Below are 19967 nucleotides of genomic sequence, written 5' to 3'. Positions count from 1 at the left end.
GGTTAGACGCGAAGGGTGACGTCGGTGGGGATACGGTAAGAAGTCACCAGAAAATGTGCCCGCGCGGGGCGGCCGCGTTCGGCATAAGCCGCGCGCGCGCGCCTTGCGGCGCGGGTAAGCGACCCGACGAAACCAAATGGCGCGGGAGAAATTCAACACGGCCCAGCTATAGCGCCAGATCCCGAGCGCTCCGATCACGACAAATGCCTCGCGTGCTCCAGACAAATCCGTCGCGCTGACAAGGATCGCCAAAAGCGCAAGGCTCATGAGATATGTCGCGTGACCCAGCATCAAGACTTACCAGCAGATGCCTTCATAGGTGCCCGTGCTGACCATATCGCGCCTCACGCGCGTCAGATCGATCGTGGGCTTGGTCACCGAGGCTGCCCCCAGAATTTCAACGGTTTCCGCATAGAAATTGCCGATCACCAGCGCATCTGTCGCCGCGACCAGCGCGGGCAGCTCTTGCACTAGCATCTGCTTCAGATAGGGCAGCTTGCTGTTGCGAAACGGATCGCCATCCTGTTGCGCCGCCAATTGCGCCACATAGGGATCAAAAACCGAGACAGTGATACCCTGCATCACCAGCCGCGCGGCCAGCTCGACCAGAGGGCTCTCGCGCAGATCATCGGTGCCAGGCTTAAAGGAAATGCCGACAAAACCGACGTGGCGCGCGCCAGAGTCTCGCACCATACGTTCCGCCCGCGCCACCTGCGCGTCATTGGCATCCAGAACCGCGCTCAAAAGCGGTGTCGGCGTTTGCGTGCGATCCGCGAGATGTTTCAACGCGCGGATATCCTTGGGCAGGCAAGAGCCTCCAAAGGCAAAGCCCGGACGCAGAAATTTCGGCGACATCGAGACTTTGTGGTCGGCGCACAGCACATCCATCACTTCTTGCCCATCAAGGCCGCAAGCCTTTGAAATATTGCCGATTTCATTGGCAAATGTGACTTTGGTCGCACGCCAGCTGTTAGAGGTATACTTCACCATCTCGGCGGTGCGCAGTCCGACCTCATGCAGGCAGCAGTCCTGTGTCGCGTTCACCATATGCAGGAAGTTCCGCGTCGCCTCATCCAACGCGCCAAAGACCACAAGACCCGCATCGTCATAATCCTCAATCGCGCTGCCCTCGCGCAGAAATTCCGGATAGTAGCCAAAGCCAAAGCCGCGCCCCACGGTTTTGCCGGAATGGCGCTCGATCAGAGGAATACAGATGTCCTCAGACGTGCCGGGCAAGACAGTGGAGCGCAGGATCACAGAATGCAGTGTCTCTTTTTCACGCATTTCCTGGCCGATCTGGCGGCTGACCTCTTTGATATAGGTCAGATCCAATGCGCCGCTCGGATCACTGGGCGTGCCCACGCAAACCAGGCTGACGTCGGTTTGATCAATGGCAAAACTCGCGTCACTGGTGGCAAAAAGCCGGTCACTGTCGATGCCTTTTGCAATCAGCGCGCCAAGACCTTCCTCTACAATCGGAGATTGTCCTCGGTTGATCAGGTCTACCTTGTCTTCGTCGACATCAACCGCGATCACCTTATGGCCATCACGCACCAAACACGCGGCCGCAACTGCGCCAACATACCCAATTCCAAATACACTAATTCGAGCCATTTTTAGAGAAATCCTCTTGAGGCGATTAACCAGACTTGAGGAAAGCGTGGCGCTGGCACGGCACGCCGATAAGTCGGGAAAAAACGGGACGTTGTAGGGGTTTTGCCTACACGCTGTCAGCAATTGTGGCGGGCAGGCATAGCGGACAGGCGGAAATTCGACTTAAAATATTGTTTTTATTTAATTTAACTTGTTCACAGTGCATTAATATCTATGACCGATATTTGACGAGCCCCGCAGATCGCGTCAGAGTTTTTTTCGCCTTGTGTTACAATACTGGAAACAGTGGCAGAAGGCTCTGAGCCTGTACCCAAAATCCGCAACAGTTAACCATTTGGGCAGGTTAATTGGGCGCAGATGCCCCAAGACAGAGACTCACCCAACTGTGGATGAACCCGCCTGCATTTTGAACGGGCGGAAGCCGCGATTTTAACCTTTTAAGAAGGCCAAAACATCATCGCGCGCCGGAATGGCCACCGCCGCGCCCAGCGCTTGGACTTGTAAGGCCGCCATCGCCGAGGCGAACTCCAGAGCCTCTGGGACACTCGCACCAGCCGCATAATGCGCCATGAAACCGCCAAAGAAGGTATCACCCGCTCCGGTTGTGTCGGCAACCTGAACCTTGTGGGCGTCCACCCGGTGCGTTTCATCACCAGAGACGAATTCAGCGCCCTCAGCCCCATAGGTCACTAGGAAAGACATGTCGCGGTGATCGCGGAAGGATCCGCCCATGGCGGCCTCAAAATCGCGCAGTTCCTCTTCGTTGACCGACACCAGATCCACCCGGCGCATCAGATCGGGCATGCTGTCGTCAAAGGGCGCGGCCACAAGCGCGACCTTCATACCCTTGGCGCGCGCGACCGCGAGGCCGATCTCATTGGCGTTGGTTTCGTTTTGCAGCACCAGCCAGTCACCCGGGCCTGCATCCGCCAAAGAGGCCTCGACATGCGCCCGCGTGATCGCCCCATTGGCACCCGGAAAGATCACGATCTGATTTTCGCGGGTCTTGTCCAGATAGATAATGGCATGGCCCGTGGGATCCTCAAGCAAGGCGACACTGTCCAGTTTCAGGTCAAACGGCGCGAGCAGCGTCTGCACCAGTGCATCCCCTGCCCCAACAGCCCCGATATGGCGCGCATCTGCACCCGCCCGGTTAAGCGCCACTGAAATGTTCAAACCCTTGCCACCGAGGTTCGTGACCATGCTCTCCGCGCTGAGGGTTTGGCCAGGGCGCGGGAAGTCCTCCATCGTGTAGACGTGATCGATATTGATAGATCCCAGATTATAGACGGTCATCCTGCGCTCCTTGGGGTGGGCCGAATATGTTGCATGCCATGAAGCAAGCTGCCTGACAATTGCGCTTTGGGCGAAGCAGTCTTTGTAAATTCCGCCAGGTTCACCGGAAAGTGGCTGGTGCCACGGCGCGCGGCTTGCCATAGATTGGCAATAGACCACAGGGACAGAGTTATGACCACCGACCAAGAGCCAAGCCTGATCGCCCTTTGCACGCGGCGTGCCGTCATGCGCCGCGCTGCGATGATTGCTTTGGTGGTTGGCACGATCTTGGCGATTATCAACCATGGGGACAGGTTGATTTCTGGCGATATCTCTTCAGAGGTCGTGATCAAAATCCTGATGACCTATTTGGTGCCCTATTGTGTCTCGAGCTATTCTGCGGTCCTGACGATCCGTGAGCGCATGCGCGAGGCGCAGTAGCCTCGGGCACGCTCAAATGTTAGGACTTGGCCCAAGGCGGTCAAAGCCGCGCAGATATGAGGCCCTCAGAGCATGAACATCCTTTACATCATGTATGATCAGTTGCGGTTTGATTACCTAAGCTGTGCGGGCCATCCGCATCTGCAAACCCCGAATTTCGACCGTGTGGCGGCGATGGGCGTGCGCTTTTCCAATGCTTATATTCAGTCGCCCATCTGTGGCTCGTCGCGCATGAGCAGCTATACGGGTCGCTATGTCTCGTCCCATGGAGCGGCGTGGAATGGCTATCCCCTGCGGGTCGGGGAGCTGACCATGGGCGATCATCTGCGCAAGGCGGGGATGGGCTGTTGGCTCATCGGCAAGACCCATATGAAGGCCGATGCCGAGGGTATGGCGCGGCTGGGCCTTGCGCCTGACTCTGTGATCGGCGCGCGGCAGGCGGAATGCGGGTTTGACGTCTGGATCAGAGACGATGGGCTATGGGGCTATGGGCCTGACGGGTTCTATGACGAGAAACGCAGCCCCTATAATGAATACCTTAAGGCGCAGGGCTATGAAGGCGAAAACCCTTGGGCGGATTTTGCCAATGCAGGTGTCACAGACGGCCAGATCGCCTCGGGCTGGATGTTCGAAAATGCCGACAAGCCTGCCAACATTCGCGAGGAACACAGCGAGACGCCCTGGCTGACCGACCGCACCATTGATTTCATCGAACAGGCCGAGGGGCCATGGTGCGCTCATGTCAGCTATATCAAACCCCATTGGCCCTTCATCGTGCCCGCGCCCTATCACGATATGTATGGCGAAAATCACGTGCCAATGCCTCTGCGCCATGATGTCGAACGCGAGGATGCGCATCCGGTCTATGGGGCCTATATGCAGAACGCGATCTCAAGCGCATTTCAGCGTGATGAGGTCCGCCAAAAGGTCATCCCTGCCTATATGGGGCTGATCAAGCAATGCGATGATCAGCTTGGGCGCTTGCTGGACTATTTGGAACAAACCGATCGCATGAAAGACACGATGATCGTGCTGACCTCTGATCATGGCGACTATCTAGGCGATCACTGGATGGGCGAGAAGGAACTGTTCCACGAGCAGTCCGTAAAGGTGCCTCTCATTGTCTATGACCCACGTCGACAGGCTGACGCAACGCGAGGCACGATCTGTGACGCTTTGGTGGAATCCATCGACCTCGCGCCGACCTTTGTCGAAGCCGCTGGAGGCAAAGTGGCGGATCACATCCTAGAGGGACGCGCCTTAACCCCCTGGCTGCATGGGGAGGCGCCCGATTGGCGCGACTTTGCGATCAGCGAATATGATTTTTCGGCGACCTCTGTCTGTGTGAAGCTGGGGCTCGAGCCACGGGATGCGCGGCTGTTCATGGTCTTTGACGGGCGGTTTAAACTGATCCACGCCGAGGGTGGCTTCCGCCCTATGCTGTTTGACCTAGAAACCGACCCCGAGGAATTCCATGACCTCGCCAAAACCGACACGCATCAGGCCGAGATTGACCGGCTTTATGGCTATCTCGCGCAATGGGGGCGGCGCTTGTCGCAGCGGGTGACGAAATCTGAGGACGACATCAAAGCCATGCGCGGCAAAAGCGGACGGCGCGGGATTTTGCCGTTCCTCTATGATGGCTCTGAGGTGCCTGAAGAGTGGATCCAGAAATACGTGGGCCCCGCGCCAAAACGGCCTGATTAGCGCCCTGCAAGATCATTCAGGATCGGACAATCGGGACGGTCATCACCCGCGCAAGAGGTCACAAGGTCAGACAGCGTGTCCCGCATGGATTTCAGCGCGGCGATCTTGGCGTCGATGTCCTTCAGGTGATCCATGGCAAGGCGTTTTACGTCGGCACTGGCGCGGGATTGGTCTTCATATAGCGCCAAAAGCGCGCGACATTCCTCGATGGTGAACCCCAAAGACCGCGCGCGACCGATAAAGGCCAGCTTATGCAGGTCTCTGTCGTCGAAATTCCGATAGCCATTGGCGTCGCGATCCGGGCGGATAAAGCCGATCTCTTCGTAGTAGCGAATGGTCTTCACCGGGATCCCCGAGGACTTCGCAACTTGTCCGATGTTCATGACAGGGCTCCTTTCGAGGGCAGCGCGGGGCGCAGCAGGCGCAACCGCAGCGCATTGGTGACGACAAAGACGCTGGACAGCGCCATCGCGCCAGCCGCAAGCATGGGCGACAAAAGCGGCCCTCCGAAGGGCACAAGAACGCCTGCCGCCACGGGGATCAGCAAGACGTTATAGCCAAAGGCCCAGCCAAGGTTCTGGCGAATGTTGCGCATGGTGGTCTTGCTGACGTCCAGCGCATTGATCACTCCGTTCATATCCGGCGACATCAGAACCACGTCAGCGGTTTCAATCGCCACGTCGGTCCCTGTCCCAATCGCAATCCCCACGTCAGCTTGCGCCAAAGCGGGTGCGTCATTGATACCGTCTCCCACGAAGGCCACAGAGCGTTGGCCTGCTTGCAGCGCACGGATGGCCTCTGATTTCCCCTCGGGCAGCACGCCCGCAATGACGCGATCGATGCCGAGGTCCCGCGCGATTGCCTGAGCCGTCGCCTCTGTGTCGCCGGTGATCATAACCACCTCCAGGCCACGCGCCTTGAGGTTTCCAATCGCCGCAGGGGTCGTGTCTCGCAGTTGATCAGACACGAGAATGAGGGCGAGACAGCACCCCGCCACCGCAAGAAAGATCGGAGTTTGCCCCGCAAGCGTCGCAGCTTGAGCCTGCTGCTCAAAGTCCTGCGTGCTGGCCCCGATGTCTGCCATAAAACGGCCTGATCCCAAGTGAATGTGATGCTCATCCGTGCGTGCTTCGATACCGCGTCCTGTATGTGCGGTCACAACGGTGGATCGACACAACGCAAGACCTCGCGCCTGCGCCGCATCGACAATCGCACGCGCAAGCGGGTGTTCTGAATGTTGCTCGACAGAGGCTGCGACCTTCAGGACCTCGTCTTCCTCCAGACCTTCTACCACGAAAATTCCCGACACTTCAGGACGCCCCATCGTCAACGTCCCGGTTTTGTCCAGGGCCACAACATCTACATTCTGCAAGCGCTGCAGCGCATCTCCGCGCCGAAAAAGAACGTGCCACTGCGCGGCCCGCCCCGTTCCGACGACAATCGAGGTGGGCGTCGCCAACCCCATCGCGCAGGGGCAGGCAATAATCAGAACCGACACCGACGCCACTATCGCTGGGATGAGGGACGGAGACGGACCGAAGAGCAGCCAGATCCCAAACGTGACCACGGTCACTCCGATGATCGCGGGAACAAACCACAGCGTGATGCGATCCACCAAGGCCTGTATGGGCAGCTTCGCCCCCTGCGCCTCTTCGACCATCGCAACAATCCGCGCCAGAACTGTCTCTGCCCCGATCTTTTCGGCGCGATAGGTCAGAACGCCCTGACCGTTTATAGTGCCCGCGATCACGTCATCACCTACGCCCTTGGCAGCGGGCAAAGGTTCTCCGGTCAACATGGCCTCATCCACGTAAGAGCTGCCATCCGTCACCACGCCATCCACGGCGATCCGCTCACCCGGGCGGGCTTGCAGCAGGTCTCCGACTGCGATGTCAGCAATTGGGACATCCTTATGCCCCCCCCTCGCAAAACGCGCGCGGTTTTGGGGGTGAGGCCGACCAATTCGGCGATGGCATCTCCGGCGCGGCCCTTGGCGCGGGCCTCAAGGTAGCGACCAAACAGGATCAAAACCACGATGACGGCAGCAGCCTCATAATACACATTGGCGCTTCCAGCAGGCAAAACCGACGGCGCGAAGGTGGCCACCACAGAAAACCCAAAGGCCGCCAAAGTGCCGAGCGCCACCAAAGCATTCATGTCTGGCGCCCCCTTCAAGAGGGATGGGATACCAAGCTGATAGAACTGACGCCCCGGCCCAATAAGGATGAGCGCGGCCAGCAGAAATTGAAGGACGTGAGACGTCCCAAGCCCGATGTTGGCAGCAATCCAATGGTGCAAAGGTGGATAGAGATGCCCGCCCATTTCGGCAAAGAACACCGGCGCAGCCAGAATTGCCGCCAGGATGACCGACCGCCTAAGGTTTTCAATTTCCTCAGATTTATCCCGTCTCGGCGCTTCTGCCTGACGGACGCTTCCGGGGTAGCCCGCCTCTTTTAAAGCCGCGAGCACCCGATCCACATGACCTTGGGAGGCAAGCGACACCAATGCGCTTTCGTTCGCAAGATTGACCGAAGCCTCCGCAACATCTGGCACAGCGGCCAGAGCCCGCTCTACCCGGCCAACGCAAGAGCCGCAGTTCATACCGGTGATATCAATTTGCACACGCGCTGCCTGCGCCATGGGATCCTCATTGAGTGACGTCCATGGCTAAATAGGGCCTCCAGTTACTGGAAGGTCAAGGGGCCTTTACTGATGCGTGGGCGTCCATTTGTCCAAAGCCTCGAGGAATTTCTCTTTTTCCCCTGCATGCATGCCGATGTTGGTGCTGGCATAGGGGAAATTCTCGGCCACGACTTCGCGGTGGAATTCACCAAGGGCTGCGACACGTTCTTCGTGGATTTGCTTGTGCAAGCGCCCCACATTGCCAAAGGCATGGGCGTGTTTGGGGGGCGTGTCTTCTTCGCTGGCCTCACCGCAGACATCCGCCACGAAGGACATAATCACATCGCCCGCCATGCCCGATCCCAGCGAGAAGGTCACGATCGAGGTCTTGCCATTCACCGCCTCAAGTACCTCTTCGGCGATGCATTCGGCCTCAACCGCAAAGACGCCCACGTCTTCCATGCGTTTCAGCGTCTTGTAGATTTCCATCGCCTCATCTGCCTTGCGGCCAAAGCCACGCAGACCTCCGCAATAGTGGCTGAAGGTCGGGATCAGGCCGATGTGGCTTTGCACCGGAATGCCTTCCTTGGCGAGCATCTCCATCACGTCAAAAGACCGGAGCGTATAATACATGTCCCCGCCTTTGCGCATCATATCAAAGGCATGGTCCATGATTTCTTGCGCCGAGCCGAACTGCGCCCAGGTCGAGCCGACGCCAGCGAAATGCGTCGGTGCGATTTGGCGGACCTCTTCGATCTGGCTCTCCCAGACTACCAAAAGGTCGATCCCCGCCTCGATACAGGCGCGTAGCTCGTCGGCATTGGCGGGATTGGACATCGAGAGCTTTTTGCCCGAGCCCTTCAATGCCTGCAGATCGGCGATGGTGTAGTTCCGCTCGGCGGGGCTGCGGCTAAAATCATAGATCCGTTTCATGGGCGCTCACTTTGTGTACATCTGTTTCTTGAAGGCCCGCGTCCGCGTCGTCGCCTCGGCGGTGCCGTCGTGATAGGTGCCAAACCAGCGGTCAAAGGGGATTTCCGAGGTTCCGTAATTGCACTCGAAATAGCGGTGATGCAGCTGATGGAAGAAATCCCCGGACCGCGCTGCCTCGCTTTCCTTTACGATCAGCTTTTCGAACCCTGAATGCGACAGGATCGGGCTAACCTGTTGGAACATATTGTGAAACAGCAGGTGCAGCGGATGGCTGGGCACGATCAGATGGATGAAATAGGTCGTGAAGTAGAGGATGTTTTCGTACCAATGGTTCGAAATCCCCGACCACGGCCCGACATTGACGTTCCGGTGATGCACAGCGTGGACGTATTTATAGAGCTTCGGGTGATGGGACAGCCGGTGCACCCAGTAAAAGTGCAGGCCTGACCACATGGGAATGAAAGCCATCCAGACAACACACCAGATCGGATTTTCCGCAAAGGTCACCGTCGCCACAAAGCCATTCGCCATCGCCCACCAGATGACCCATTGATAGACGGTCGCCACCGTCATCGCGCTGCCGAGCGTCCAGAAGATATTGTCATAGACCTGATTGTTGAAGGTAAAGACCCCGTTGTTCCGCGTCAGATCGCGCCGGTCGAACTTGGTCTTCATGTCCTGACCTTTGCGGATATAAAGCCACCAATGTAGGGTGCCGGCCACCAAGGTCTGGGCCACCATATTGATCAGCCAGATGCGGAACATCCAGCCAAAGGCGAAGCTCTGCATCGTTTCAAGCGGCGGCAAAACGGCAAAATAGATGACCAGCGCCATGACCATGCAAAGCGTCAATGCCGTGATTTGCAACCACGCCCCGCTATACCAGTTCCACACGGCGCGGGGGCTGGGCGGCCAGCTGAACAGCGGATTTAGCGGCACCAGATGGTCTGGCCGATAATGCCAGCGGTCGCTTTCTGGATCTGTTGCGGTCATGTCTCCTCCTCCATGGTCGCAGTGTTAGTTGGCGTAGGTGCTGCCCTCTTCGTCCAAAATGGCTTTGAGTTCAGCAAGATGACGCCCACTTTGATCCGGGTAGTCATCCAGTTCCTGCGCGGTTTTCTCAGCAATCTCATCGGACAATACCCGTAGAGGCTGTCCGGTTTGCAGCGCGCGGATATAGGTCTCGGCGGCGCGTTCGAAATAGTAGAGCCGGTTGAAGGTATCAGCGACTGTATCGCCAATGATCAAAACGCCGTGGTTGCCCATAATCATGGTTTTGATCTTGGGATCAGACAGCATAGCGGCACAGCGCGTGCCCTCTTCCTCAAACGCCAGTCCAGCGTAGTGGTCATCCACCACATAGCGGTTAAAGAAGGCTGCGCAGTTCTGATCAATCGGCGGCAAGGTGCTGTCGGCCAGACAGGCCAGAACTGTGGCGTGGATCGAATGCACATGCATCACACAGCGCGCATGTGGGCAGGCGCGGTGGATCGAGCCATGCAGGCCCCAAGCGGTTGGATCGGGCGCATCGGGTTGATCCATGGTGGTTGGATCGTTGGCATCCAAAAGCAGCATATCAGAGGCTTTGATGCGGCTGAAATGGCGCTGGTTCGGGTTCATCAGAAACTGGGTGCCGTCCTCATTCACCGCGAGGCTGAAATGGTTCGCGACTGCCTCATGCATACCCAGTCGCGCAGTCCATCGAAAGGCTGCGGCCATATCCACCCTCTCGTCCCAATGAGTGAGGTTGGCTGTCTGGTGTTCGTCGCGCATGGGAAAGTCCTTTAATCTTAGCTTGCCTCTACTCTGTTCGGGAAAGTCGCTGCTGACAAACGATGAATTTACGGCTAATGCATTAGAAAAACTAATAGGCGCATCGCATATGTCCGATACGACACAATCTCTGCCCCCTCTGACGTGGTTGCGCGCCTTTGAAGCAACCGCGCGGCATTTGTCATTCACCCGTGCTGCGAGTGAGTTGAACCTGACCCAATCCGCGGTCAGCCAGCATGTGCGCAGCCTTGAGAGTTTCCTGAACCGCGCGCTCTTTGTGCGTAAAACGCGGGCGCTGGAATTGACCGAGGACGGCAGCAATTATCTGCCCGTGGTGCGCGAAGCTTTTGATTTGCTGGCAAGTGGCACGCAAGCCTTCATTGGAGGCGACCGAGGCCGCAGCATGGTCTTGCAATGCAATCTGGCGTTTTCGGTGTTCTGGTTGGCACCCCGTCTGGCGCGGCTTTATGAACAGCACCCTTGGCTAGTGCTTAACATCGTAACCCCCATCTGGGATCCGGATCGTCATGCGGCCGGTGCCACCATCGACATCCGCTTTGGCCGGTCCGAGGATATGTCGCGCGCGTCGATCCGGCTGACGCGCGAGCAATTCTTCCCGGTTTGTGCGCCGAGTTATCAAGACGGCAAGATCGATCTTACGAGAGCGACTCTTTTTGACTGTGCTGGCGTGACAGGGTCATGGGGCACTTGGCTGAAATCAAAAAGCCCGCAATCCCTGCCCCCGCGCGCGGTAAACCTGACCTCGACGTTCAACATTTCCATGCAAGCAGCCATATATGGCGCTGGGATCACCATGTCGCATAACACGCTTGCGCGCGATATTCTGGCGCGCGGAGACCTTATTGAGCCTTTCGATCACCGTCCGGAACTGTCCGAGGGCTATTTCCTGCAACCTGCCCCCGAACACGGCAGCACCCCTGCGTCCCGCGCGTTTCAAGAATGGATCGAAGAGGAAATGGCAGCGTTTCAGGCAGGCTAGCCCAGTTTCAGCGCCCTCTGATTGTTTTTACCAAGACGGCGCGCCAAATCCCGCGCCTGTGCGCCTTTAAGGATCGGACGAACGGCATCGGATTGGATACGATGTGTATCGGCCTGAGGGAAAAGCGTAAGAAACTCTTGGCGTGCGGCCTCGGACATGCCAGCCAATTCGTTGGCTCCGTTAAAGAAACTCTCGGACGGCGCGCCTTCGGCGAACACCAGTTGGTGACTGTCAAAGACCAGATGCACATAAGTGACAGATGTGCAGGATGTATCTTCATAAACCCCTGGCAACGCGCACATTTTCCGCGCAGGGATCAGGACTGAGGTGCGACCGAACATGCGCTCACATAACGGGCCGTCCACCAACATCCGATGCTGAGGCGAGACCCAGAGATCGCGTTTCGGCAGTCCCTGCCCCAAGGCACCAGCCGTGATGCAGATCGGGCGTAGATTGGGACGTTTGGCAAGTTCCTCGGCCCCTACTTCGCGCGACAGCTTCATGCGCAAAACCTGCGCCGCTGCGTCTTGCGTTTCCACCAAGTCACCGGCGTTCAGGTCGATAGCGCGGATGTCGCCTTTTGAGGTTCCGATCAGCGTATCTGCGGCGAAACAGGCAACATAGTCCTCGTATTGGTTGTTCTTCCTGTGCGAGGTGCGTTCGACGTTGAATGTATAGGTCTGTCCGGGCTCAAACCGTACAGTCGAAACCATGCCGTGGATGGCACCCTGCTCATAGCCGTCTCCGCCAAAATGCAGGCTGGTGACTTTGTGGCCCGTGTCGGTGTTCAGAAGGTCATAGGCCGAATGGATCGTTGTGCCTGCTGCATATTCGGTGCCGTCAATATTCGCGCCGCTGTCGAGCGTCTGGCTATAATCGACTTCGTCTAGCACGCCGTCGGCGTCGTTGACCTCGATCAGCGTGGGCGTTGCGCTGGGCGCAAGCTCGAGCGTGAACGTGCCAGATCCTGCGGCCATCGCACCAGACTCTGCGGGTGGAGTCTCTACGAAATCGCTTGGGCTATAGACGTATAGAAATGGCAAAATAGGTCTCCGGCAGTGGCGTTATTATCGCCGGAAAACGGGTTAACGTCGAGGCTTTTGGGGCTAAACAAAGGTTAAAGAAAAGGGCCCCGAAGGGCCCTTTTTCATCAACCTTTCGCCAGCTCTTCGCTGCGATCAGACGCCGCTTTGAGCGTCGCGTCGATCAAGTCTTGCAGCCCTTCAGGCGATTGTTGCAGCACCTGAAGCCCCGCGTAGGTCGTGCCATTCGGTGAGGTCACCTGTTCGCGCAAAGTAGCGGGCTTTGTGCCGCTTTCCAGCATCAAACGTCCTGCGCCGGCGATGGTGCCCAGCGCGAGCTTTTTCGCCATATCAGCCGGCAAGCCAAGCTTTTCTCCTGCCGACGTCATCGCCTCGGCCATGGCAAAGACATAGGCCGGGCCAGAGCCCGAAAGGGCCGTAACCGCATGCATCTGGTCTTCGTTGTCCAAGAGGACTGTCTGACCCACAGCGGCCAAGAGTTCTTCGGCCAAAGCCATTTGGTCGCCAGACACAGAGTCATTGGACACCAGCGCCGAGATCCCTGCACCGATCGCCGCAGGTGTGTTTGGCATCACGCGGATGATCGGGGTTTTGTCGCCGAGCATCTCTTCAAAGGTCGAGATCAGCGTGCCTGCCGCCACAGAGATGAACATGGTCGGGCCATTACCGAACGCTGCCACACCCGGGATGGCATCTGCCATGATCTGAGGCTTTGTCGCGATCACAGCAATATCGGGCGCGGTCTCTGGCTGTTTGTTCAGACGCAGACCGTCTGCTTCAAGTGCCACCAGCCAATCCGCTGGATAAGGATCGAGAACTGTGACCTGACCCGCTGCCAGACCCTGCGCAAGCCAACCGCGCAGCATCGCGCCGCCCATCTTGCCGCATCCCAACAGCAAGAGGCCGCCATTCCCGATTTTCTCACCTATACTCATGCACGCGCTGCCTTTTGTTTCGCCACATCCTGCGCGACGAGCTCTTTATACAGCGCGCGCAGTTTCAGGGTCATTGGTCCCGCGCCATCATGGGTTCCGATGCGTTTGCCGTCAATCTCGGCCACTGGGGTTTGTGCCCCGAATGTGCCGGTCAGGAATGCCTCATCCGCGCCGTAAGCCTCGTAGAGAGAATAGTTTTTCTCTTTCACCGGAATGTCGTTTGCGCGGCAGAGGTCGATGACCTTCTGACGAGTCACGCCGTTCATGCAGTAGTCACCAGTCGAGGTCCAAACCTCTCCGCGACGCACGATGAAGAAGTTGCAGGCATTCGTGGTGTTCACAAAGCCATTGGGATCCAGCATCAGCGCCTCATCTGCGCCCGCTTGTTCAGCCTGAAGGCAGGCGATGATGCAGTTGAGCTTAGAGTGGCTGTTGTATTTCGCATCCTGAGACATCGGCAGCCCACGCACCTGAGGAACAGTCGCTAGGCGGATCCCCTGCCCCATCAGGCTTTCGGCCGGTTTGGAATGCTCGACGATCGCTACAACGGTTGGACCAAAGCGCGACAGCCCCGGGTGCTGGAACGGTTTGGCTTTGCGACCACGGGTGATCATCAAACGCACGTGCGCATCCGAGGTCATCCCATTTGCCGCTGCTGTTTCGTTCAGCAAGTTGTGGATGTCTTGTGGCCCCATATCCAGATCAATGGAGACGGATTTCAGCGAGTTAAACAGGCGGTCCATGTGTTCATCAAAGAAGGCCCATTCACCGTCATAAAGACGCATGCCTTCCCACATGCCGTCACCCAGCATGAAACCTGAATCATAGACCGACACTTTGGCCTCATCCTTGTGGACGAGCTCTCCGTTCACCCAGATCTTGATGTTCTCGTTGCGATCATCGGCTTGGGCGTCGTGGGTTGAGTGGCTGTGTACAGCTTCTGCGTTCATTGTTCTTAGTGTCCTAGAATTTGGCTCAGGAAGGTTTTGGTACGCTCTTGCTTGGGCGCATCAAAGAAAGTTTGTGGGTCGGCCTCTTCAACAATTTCACCGTCGGCCATAAAGACCACACGATCTGCAACCTGACGGGCAAAGCCCATCTCATGGGTGACACAGATCATGGTCATGCCCTCTTTGGCAAGCTCGACCATCGTGTCCAGCACCTCAGAGATCATCTCGGGGTCCAGCGCCGAAGTCGGCTCGTCGAAAAGCATGATTTCAGGCTTCATGCAAAGCGCGCGGGCAATCGCCACACGTTGCTGCTGACCACCGGAAAGCTGGCCCGGATATTTGTCAGCCTGCTCAGGGATCTTGACCTTGGTCAGATACTCCATCGCGATCTTTTCCGCCTCGGCCTGGCTCTGCTTGCGCACGAGCATCGGCGCGAGGGTGCAGTTTTCCAAGATCGTCATATGCGGGAAGAGGTTAAAGTGCTGAAACACCATACCCGTTTCGCGGCGGATCTCGTCGATATTGTCGAGGTTATCATCCAGTTCCGTGCCCAGAACATTAATCGAGCCACCGTGGTAGTCTTCGAGCTTGTTCAGGCAACGGATCAGGGTGGATTTACCGGACCCAGATGGGCCGCAGACCACGATTTTCTCACCTTTTTTGATCTCGAGGTTGATGTTCTTCAGCGCGTGGAAGCTGCCGTAGTATTTGTCCATATCAGTGATTTGGACGGCGGTTTGAGTAGACATTAGGGTAACCTCCTAGCGTTCAGCCACGGCCAAGCGCCGCTCGAGATAGGCGCCATAGCGGGACAGCGCGAAAACAAAGACGAAATAGATCAGGGCGACGAAGCTGTAGACTTCGACATGGGCGAAATTCCATTCCGCGTTGCCAAAGGCGGCATCGCCCGATTTGACCACTTCAAAGAAGCCGATGATCGCCACAAGGGATGTTTCCTTAAAGGTGATCACGAACTGGTTGATGGTCGGCGGCAGCGCATTGCGGAAGGCCTGCGGCAGCACGATATAGCCAATGCGGTGCCAATAGCCCATGCCGAGCGCTTTAGCGGCCTCTTCCTGACCCGCGGGCAGCGCTTGCATGCCGCCGCGGATGATCTCGGCCTGATAGCAGGCAAAGAAGAGCGCATAGCCGACGATGACGCGGTAGAGCTTGTCTCCGGTCAGCCAGTCGGGCAGCACGAAGGGCAGAACAATCGCAAAGGTGAACATGATCGACAACAAAGGCAGCGAGCGGATGGTGTCGATGATGATGCCCATGGTCTTGGCGATCACAGGCAGTTCAGAGCGACGCAAGAGCGCGAAGATGATCGCCAGAGGCATGCCCAGCAAGGAGGTTGCCGCGAAAATAAAGATGGTCAGCGACAGCCCGCCCCAGTTTTGCTCAAAGACAGTCGTCAGGCCGAAATAGCCGCCACGCATCAGAACATAGAAGGTTGCGAAACCTGCCAGCCAAAGCGTGGTGATCCGCTTGGCGTTCCAGAAGTACGGCACGCAGGACAAGCCACCCACCAGAACAATCGCCAGACAGGCCAGCGCCGACCGCCATTGTTCCTCGTATGGGTAAAGACCAAAGAGGATCAGACGCCAGCGGCTGTCGATCACGCCCCAGCAGGCTCCGCCAGAGCCATGGGCACAGAGGTCACGATTTTCCGCGGACCACACCGCATTCACGATGCCCCAGCTGACGAGGTTATAGATCACCCACAAAGCCAGCGCACCAAAGACGGTGGTCATCGCTGTGTCCATGCGGGACGAGAAGTAATCGGCGCGGATGCGGTCGATCAGGGTTGGTTCTACATAAGTCTTTGCCATGATCTTAGGTCCGCAACTGATTGCCCTTGAGTTTGATCGCGTCGTTCACACAGTTCAGAACCCAGGCCATGGAGTAGTTGATGATCAGGAAGCCACCCATCAGGATCGCAATCAGCTCGAGCGTCTGACCGGATTGGTTGATCGAGGTAGAGATCACCATGAAGAAGTCGACAAAGCCAATCGCGATACCAATGGTGGTTGCTTTGAACAGCCAGACATATTGGTTGATCAGCGTCGGCATCACGGCACGGATCGCCAGAGGCAGTTTGATCCGGCTAAAGTTTTGCCAAGGGCTCAGACCCAGCGCGTGACCAGCCTCGCCCTGTCCTTTAGAGACAGAATTGAAACCTGCGCGCACGATCTCACCGATATAGGCGGCACCATACAAAGAGATGGCGATGATACAGGCCAGAAGCTCGGGCGAGACACGGATACCATCGCGGAAGTTTAGTCCCTTGAGGTAAGGAATATTCAGCAGCGGCGTGTCAGGGATCCGGCCCAGCCAAAAGATCACCACGGTCAGCACCACAAAGCCCAGCCACAACATCCGTGTGATCAAGGTCTTGCGAACTTCGGGTATGCGCTTGAAGCGTTTCGCCATCCGAAGCCAGAGTGCCAGGGAGATGGTCGCGACAAGGATCAGAAACACAACAAACACATACCCACCCGAGACGTTCAGCCCCGGCAGATAAAACCCACGACCACTAATGAAGGCCACGTCAAAGATAGAAATGCCCTGCTTTGGTTTTGGCAGGCTGGTCAGCAGCGAATACCAAAAGAACAGCTGCAGAAGCAGCGGCAGGTTGCGAAAAATCTCAACGAATGTCGTGCCGATCAGCTCGGCCATTTTATTGCCCGACACCCGCATGATGCCGACCAAAGTGCCAAGGAACGTCGCGATGGTCAGCGCGATGGCACCCAGGAACATAGAGTTCAGGATCCCGACCCAGATCACCTTCAAATAGGTGTCCGACGTGGTGAACTCGATCAGGGAAAAGTTAACACCCCAGCCCGTAGCGCGATTGAGGAAGCCGAAGCCCGACGTCATGCCCTGTGCTTCAAGATTGGTGCGTGCGGTGATGATAAAGATCAAGATCAACAAGACCAGACCACCGACGAAGCCAATCTGCATGGCATTGTCACGGATAGTTTTATTTCTGAGAAGCGATAGCATCCGCATCTCCTAAAGCCAGAACGTTCATTTATTTGGAACTCAAAGGGGCTCCGGGGCCGATAGTCTGGCCCCAGAGCAGGGAGCAACTTAGTCCACAGTCAGCGGATAGAAAACACCGCCGTTTGTGTAGAGCTCGTTCATACCGCGTGGCAGCGCGTATGGTGTCGCGATGTTGCGCTCAAAGATTTCGCCATAGTTGCCGACTTCTTTGATGAGGTTGTAAGCCCAATCATCGGACAGACCGAGGCGCTCGCCGTAGCCCGGGGTTACGCCCAGGAATTTTCCGATTTGCGCGGAACCAGGGTTTGCGCGGATCTCGTCAACGTTCGCTTGGGTGATGCCGTTGATTTCAGCAAACCACAGGGAGGACAGCATCCAGTTTTGAACGTCGAGCCATTTTGGATCATTTTCAGGGACGATGATCGCTTCTGGCTCCAGACCCAGCACGTCAGGGAGGATAACGTGTGCTTCTGGGTTGTCAGAGGTTGCGCGGGTTGCGGCCAGTGGCGGAGCGAAGAGGATCAGGCCGTCGCAACGCTGGTTGAAATAGGCGGTCTTAACTTCGTCGCCTTTTTCGAAAACAACGACTTCTGCGTCGATGTTGTTGTTTTCAAGGTAAGACGCCAGAACGCGCTCGGTGGAGGTGCCTGCGGATACGCAGATGGAGCCGCCGTCCAGATCTGCCACAGATTCTGCGCCCAGTTCAGCGTGCGCCATCACGTGGAATGCGCCAACGAAGTAAGGCAGAGAGTATGCGAGGTTCAGCTCGGTGTCGCGGGACTGGGTCCAGCCGGACAGTTTGATAACCACGTCGATGTCGCCAGACTGCAGCGCAGGCCAACGTTGTGCCCAGGAAATAGGTACGATTTCCAGGTTGCCTTCGGACTTGCCGAACAGGGATGCCGCCAGACCTTTACACAGGTCGATGTCCATACCCTTCCAGTTGCCCTTGTCGTCGACTTCCGCGAAGCCAAGGAAAGAGCCGTTGTGGCCAGAGCAAAGCAGCTTGCCACGGTCCAGAGCCGCGTCCAGACGGCTATCAGCTGCAGCAGCGCCTGCAGCCAGAAGGCCAGCAGCGGCAAGGCCAAGCATTTTAAGTTTCATAGGTGTTCTCCTCTGTTGACCCGAATGTCGGGATCATTTGTCGACAAAGTGTCGACGTGAATGATGTTGGGAAAATAGTCGACAGTTCGTCGACTCGTCAATATATTTCAATTAGGCGCTCTGGGTTGCAGTAACATTCTGTAGATTCAGGATGCATATGTTGAAAAATTCATCAGAGGGCGTCATGGCAACTGACCTTGGGGCAACGAAAAATAGCAAATCCTCCTCGTCTACCAAGCCAGCGCGAGGTGGTGGCGGTCGTTTTGTCTATGAAACGCTGAAACGCGAGATCCTCGAACTGAAACTCGCCCCGGCCCAGCCTTTGGACGAGGCTGCATTGGCCGAGCGATTCTCTATGTCACGCTCGCCTGTTCGCGAGGCTCTGGTGCGTTTGTCGGCTGAAGGCATGGTCGAAATGCTCTCCAATCGCACCACTCTTGTCGCGCCTATCAACCTGATGGAGTTTCCGCGTTATGTGGAAGCGCTGGATCTGTTGCAGCGCATGACCACCCGCCTCGCCGCCCAGCATCGCACGGCGGACGACATCATAGAGATGAAATCCCGCGCGGCCGCCTATGATGCTGCCTGCCTTGAAGAAGACCATCTGGCGATGTCCGCGACCAATAAGGATTTCCATATGGCCGTGGCGCGCGCGGGCAAGAACCCCTATTTCACCGCAGGCTACGGACGCCTGTTGGATGAAGGGCGCAGGATCCTTCATATGCACTTTGAATTTACCCGCGACAGCGCAAAGGGGCGCAGTCTGGGTCCCGAGCATTTCACCATGATCGACGCGATTGAACGGCGCGATGTCGCAGATGCGGACCGGCTGGCGCATGAACACACCGCTCTGTTCCACGACCGCTTCTTTGAAATCTTGCGCGCGAAATATCAGGACGATTTTGAACTAGAGCTTTAGAGCGCCCTACCCTTTGAGCACGGCAAGCGTTCCGGTTTTCAACGTTGCTAAGAGACCATCCAGATCCGCCCGCGTCTGAGCGCTGTACTTCAGGTTCATGATCACAACGATCAGATAATGAGCTTGGGCCTCTGGCGACAAACCATGCGATTCCAGCGGCGCCGCATAGGGCATCAAAAGCTCGGTCATCAGAGCCTCATGACGTTGATGCGACGCTTCAATTTCTTCTTTCCCAGCAGCGTTATGGCCAGCCATGAGGTCTTCCATGTCTGCTGCGGTTTGCAACAGCTCAAAGCTCTCGATCACGGTATGCTGGAAATAGACATCCAACTGATCTGCGAAATCACTTAGCCCTGCAACGCCCTCGCGCACTTTTTGCAGGCTCTGATCCGTCACAAAGCGGATAGCGGCGCGGATGAGCCCATCCTTGCCATCAAAGGAATCGTAAAGCGTCTGGCGTGACACGCCGGCGGCCGAGGCGATATCCGCCATGGACGTCTTGCGGGCACCGTAACGCACAAAGCATTGGATCGCAGCGGCGACAATCTTGGCTTCGGTTTCGGTCGGGGTATCTGGCTGTAAAACTGTCATGGGTCTTAAATAATTCACACTTTACCACTTGACAAGAGGGGTAGTGGTGTAAAA

At 57.0% G+C, this 19967-nt stretch carries 18 protein-coding genes and 1 pseudogene; 4 read left to right on the top strand and 15 right to left on the bottom strand.

All coding sequences use genetic code 11. The annotated features are described in order from the left end of the window. Positions 1-297: 297 nt before the first annotated feature. Positions 298-1614: a nucleotide sugar dehydrogenase gene (locus tag HZ995_RS12210; protein ID WP_209355926.1), complete on the bottom strand. Its 1317-nt coding sequence runs from the start codon at positions 1612-1614 to the stop codon at positions 298-300. A gap of 429 nt (positions 1615-2043) precedes the next feature. Continuing rightward, on the bottom strand, positions 2044-2910 hold the full coding sequence (locus HZ995_RS12205) for a ribokinase (protein ID WP_209355925.1): 867 nt from the start codon (positions 2908-2910) through the stop codon (positions 2044-2046). Positions 2911-3081: 171 nt separating this feature from the next. On the opposite strand from HZ995_RS12205, the gene nrtS reads away from it, so the two are divergent. Together nrtS and HZ995_RS12195 are read left to right on the top strand one after the other, a co-directional pair. Then, positions 3082-3330 carry a nitrate/nitrite transporter NrtS gene (nrtS, locus tag HZ995_RS12200; RefSeq protein WP_209355924.1) on the top strand — a complete coding sequence of 83 codons (249 nt, stop codon included), beginning with the start codon at positions 3082-3084 and terminating at the stop codon, positions 3328-3330. Between the two features lie 72 nt (positions 3331-3402). Continuing rightward, on the top strand, positions 3403-5037 hold the full coding sequence (locus tag HZ995_RS12195; protein WP_209355923.1) for a sulfatase-like hydrolase/transferase: 1635 nt from the start codon (positions 3403-3405) through the stop codon (positions 5035-5037). Here the strand turns inward: HZ995_RS12195 and cueR are convergent. The 5 genes and pseudogenes from cueR to HZ995_RS12170 form a co-directional block, all read right to left on the bottom strand. Then, complete coding sequence (gene cueR / locus HZ995_RS12190; protein ID WP_209355922.1) at positions 5034-5420, bottom strand: Cu(I)-responsive transcriptional regulator; 387 nt, start codon at positions 5418-5420, stop codon at positions 5034-5036. The genes HZ995_RS12195 and cueR overlap by 4 nt on opposite strands. Beyond that, a pseudogene (locus HZ995_RS12185) lies at positions 5417-7671 on the bottom strand (heavy metal translocating P-type ATPase); the annotation flags it as partial. The gene cueR and the pseudogene HZ995_RS12185, both read right to left, overlap by 4 nt. A gap of 72 nt (positions 7672-7743) precedes the next feature. After that, complete coding sequence (locus HZ995_RS12180; RefSeq protein ID WP_209355921.1) at positions 7744-8592, bottom strand: 3-methyl-2-oxobutanoate hydroxymethyltransferase; 849 nt, start codon at positions 8590-8592, stop codon at positions 7744-7746. A gap of 6 nt (positions 8593-8598) precedes the next feature. After that, complete coding sequence (locus HZ995_RS12175; RefSeq protein WP_209355920.1) at positions 8599-9585, bottom strand: sterol desaturase family protein; 987 nt, start codon at positions 9583-9585, stop codon at positions 8599-8601. A gap of 24 nt (positions 9586-9609) precedes the next feature. Then, the gene (locus HZ995_RS12170) at positions 9610-10365 is read right to left on the bottom strand and encodes a class II aldolase and adducin N-terminal domain-containing protein (RefSeq protein WP_209355919.1); all 756 of its coding nucleotides are present in this window, start codon (positions 10363-10365) and stop codon (positions 9610-9612) included. A gap of 109 nt (positions 10366-10474) precedes the next feature. On the opposite strand from HZ995_RS12170, the gene HZ995_RS12165 reads away from it, so the two are divergent. Next, complete coding sequence (locus HZ995_RS12165; RefSeq protein WP_209355918.1) at positions 10475-11365, top strand: LysR family transcriptional regulator; 891 nt, start codon at positions 10475-10477, stop codon at positions 11363-11365. On the opposite strand, the gene HZ995_RS12160 is transcribed toward HZ995_RS12165, so the two are convergent. The 7 genes from HZ995_RS12160 to HZ995_RS12130 all read right to left on the bottom strand — a co-directional run bounded on the left by HZ995_RS12160 (position 11362) and on the right by HZ995_RS12130 (position 18403). After that, complete coding sequence (locus HZ995_RS12160) at positions 11362-12408, bottom strand: Hint domain-containing protein (protein ID WP_209355917.1); 1047 nt, start codon at positions 12406-12408, stop codon at positions 11362-11364. The two genes, HZ995_RS12165 and HZ995_RS12160, sit on opposite strands and share 4 nt — an antisense overlap. Positions 12409-12515: 107 nt before the next feature. Then, a complete protein-coding gene (proC, locus tag HZ995_RS12155; protein ID WP_209355916.1) occupies positions 12516-13343 on the bottom strand; it encodes a pyrroline-5-carboxylate reductase in 828 nt (275 codons plus the stop codon). Beyond that, on the bottom strand, positions 13340-14293 hold the full coding sequence (locus HZ995_RS12150) for an aminotransferase class IV (RefSeq protein ID WP_209355915.1): 954 nt from the start codon (positions 14291-14293) through the stop codon (positions 13340-13342). The genes proC and HZ995_RS12150 overlap by 4 nt, the downstream gene beginning before the upstream one ends. 5 nt (positions 14294-14298) lie before the next feature. Continuing rightward, entirely contained in the window at positions 14299-15042 is a 744-nt protein-coding gene (locus HZ995_RS12145) for an amino acid ABC transporter ATP-binding protein (RefSeq protein WP_209355914.1), read from the bottom strand. A 12-nt stretch (positions 15043-15054) separates the two neighbouring features. After that, complete coding sequence (locus tag HZ995_RS12140; protein ID WP_209355913.1) at positions 15055-16125, bottom strand: amino acid ABC transporter permease; 1071 nt, start codon at positions 16123-16125, stop codon at positions 15055-15057. 4 nt (positions 16126-16129) lie between these two features. After that, entirely contained in the window at positions 16130-17257 is a 1128-nt protein-coding gene (locus HZ995_RS12135; RefSeq protein WP_209355912.1) for an amino acid ABC transporter permease, read from the bottom strand. Positions 17258-17386: 129 nt separating this feature from the next. Continuing rightward, on the bottom strand, positions 17387-18403 hold the full coding sequence (locus HZ995_RS12130) for a transporter substrate-binding domain-containing protein (protein ID WP_209355911.1): 1017 nt from the start codon (positions 18401-18403) through the stop codon (positions 17387-17389). Positions 18404-18587: 184 nt separating this feature from the next. Here HZ995_RS12130 and HZ995_RS12125 point away from each other — a divergent pair, with 184 nt between their 5' ends. Next, positions 18588-19322, top strand: a complete 735-nt coding sequence (locus HZ995_RS12125) for a GntR family transcriptional regulator (RefSeq protein ID WP_209355910.1) — start codon at positions 18588-18590, stop codon at positions 19320-19322. A 6-nt stretch (positions 19323-19328) separates the two neighbouring features. On the opposite strand, the gene HZ995_RS12120 is transcribed toward HZ995_RS12125, so the two are convergent. Beyond that, positions 19329-19913, bottom strand: coding sequence for a TetR/AcrR family transcriptional regulator (locus HZ995_RS12120; RefSeq protein ID WP_209355909.1), 585 nt, complete (start codon positions 19911-19913; stop codon positions 19329-19331). Between the last annotated feature and the right edge of the window lie 54 nt (positions 19914-19967).

This window comes from Cognatishimia activa (genome assembly GCF_017798205.1).
Classification (GTDB): Bacteria; Pseudomonadota; Alphaproteobacteria; order Rhodobacterales; family Rhodobacteraceae; genus Cognatishimia; species Cognatishimia activa_A.
Note: the sequence above shows the minus strand (reverse complement) of the source record. Positions and strands in the feature narration are given on the sequence as shown.

Excerpts from the sequence above, each read along its gene's own strand:
- proC (WP_209355916.1), bottom strand. The coding sequence starts at position 13,343 with ATGAGTATAGGTGAGAAAATCGGGAATGGCGGCCTCTTGCTGTTGGGA.
- HZ995_RS12125 (WP_209355910.1), top strand. The coding sequence starts at position 18,588 with ATGGCAACTGACCTTGGGGCAACGAAAAATAGCAAATCCTCCTCGTCT.
- HZ995_RS12170 (WP_209355919.1), bottom strand. The coding sequence starts at position 10,365 with ATGCGCGACGAACACCAGACAGCCAACCTCACTCATTGGGACGAGAGG.
- HZ995_RS12150 (WP_209355915.1), bottom strand. The coding sequence starts at position 14,293 with ATGAACGCAGAAGCTGTACACAGCCACTCAACCCACGACGCCCAAGCC.
- HZ995_RS12210 (WP_209355926.1), bottom strand. The coding sequence starts at position 1,614 with ATGGCTCGAATTAGTGTATTTGGAATTGGGTATGTTGGCGCAGTTGCG.
- HZ995_RS12140 (WP_209355913.1), bottom strand. The coding sequence starts at position 16,125 with ATGGCAAAGACTTATGTAGAACCAACCCTGATCGACCGCATCCGCGCC.
- HZ995_RS12130 (WP_209355911.1), bottom strand. The coding sequence starts at position 18,403 with ATGAAACTTAAAATGCTTGGCCTTGCCGCTGCTGGCCTTCTGGCTGCA.
- HZ995_RS12135 (WP_209355912.1), bottom strand. The coding sequence starts at position 17,257 with ATGCAGATTGGCTTCGTCGGTGGTCTGGTCTTGTTGATCTTGATCTTT.
- HZ995_RS12205 (WP_209355925.1), bottom strand. The coding sequence starts at position 2,910 with ATGACCGTCTATAATCTGGGATCTATCAATATCGATCACGTCTACACG.
- cueR (WP_209355922.1), bottom strand. The coding sequence starts at position 5,420 with ATGAACATCGGACAAGTTGCGAAGTCCTCGGGGATCCCGGTGAAGACC.
- HZ995_RS12195 (WP_209355923.1), top strand. The coding sequence starts at position 3,403 with ATGAACATCCTTTACATCATGTATGATCAGTTGCGGTTTGATTACCTA.
- nrtS (WP_209355924.1), top strand. The coding sequence starts at position 3,082 with ATGACCACCGACCAAGAGCCAAGCCTGATCGCCCTTTGCACGCGGCGT.
- HZ995_RS12145 (WP_209355914.1), bottom strand. The coding sequence starts at position 15,042 with ATGTCTACTCAAACCGCCGTCCAAATCACTGATATGGACAAATACTAC.
- HZ995_RS12175 (WP_209355920.1), bottom strand. The coding sequence starts at position 9,585 with ATGACCGCAACAGATCCAGAAAGCGACCGCTGGCATTATCGGCCAGAC.
- HZ995_RS12165 (WP_209355918.1), top strand. The coding sequence starts at position 10,475 with ATGTCCGATACGACACAATCTCTGCCCCCTCTGACGTGGTTGCGCGCC.
- HZ995_RS12120 (WP_209355909.1), bottom strand. The coding sequence starts at position 19,913 with ATGACAGTTTTACAGCCAGATACCCCGACCGAAACCGAAGCCAAGATT.
- HZ995_RS12180 (WP_209355921.1), bottom strand. The coding sequence starts at position 8,592 with ATGAAACGGATCTATGATTTTAGCCGCAGCCCCGCCGAGCGGAACTAC.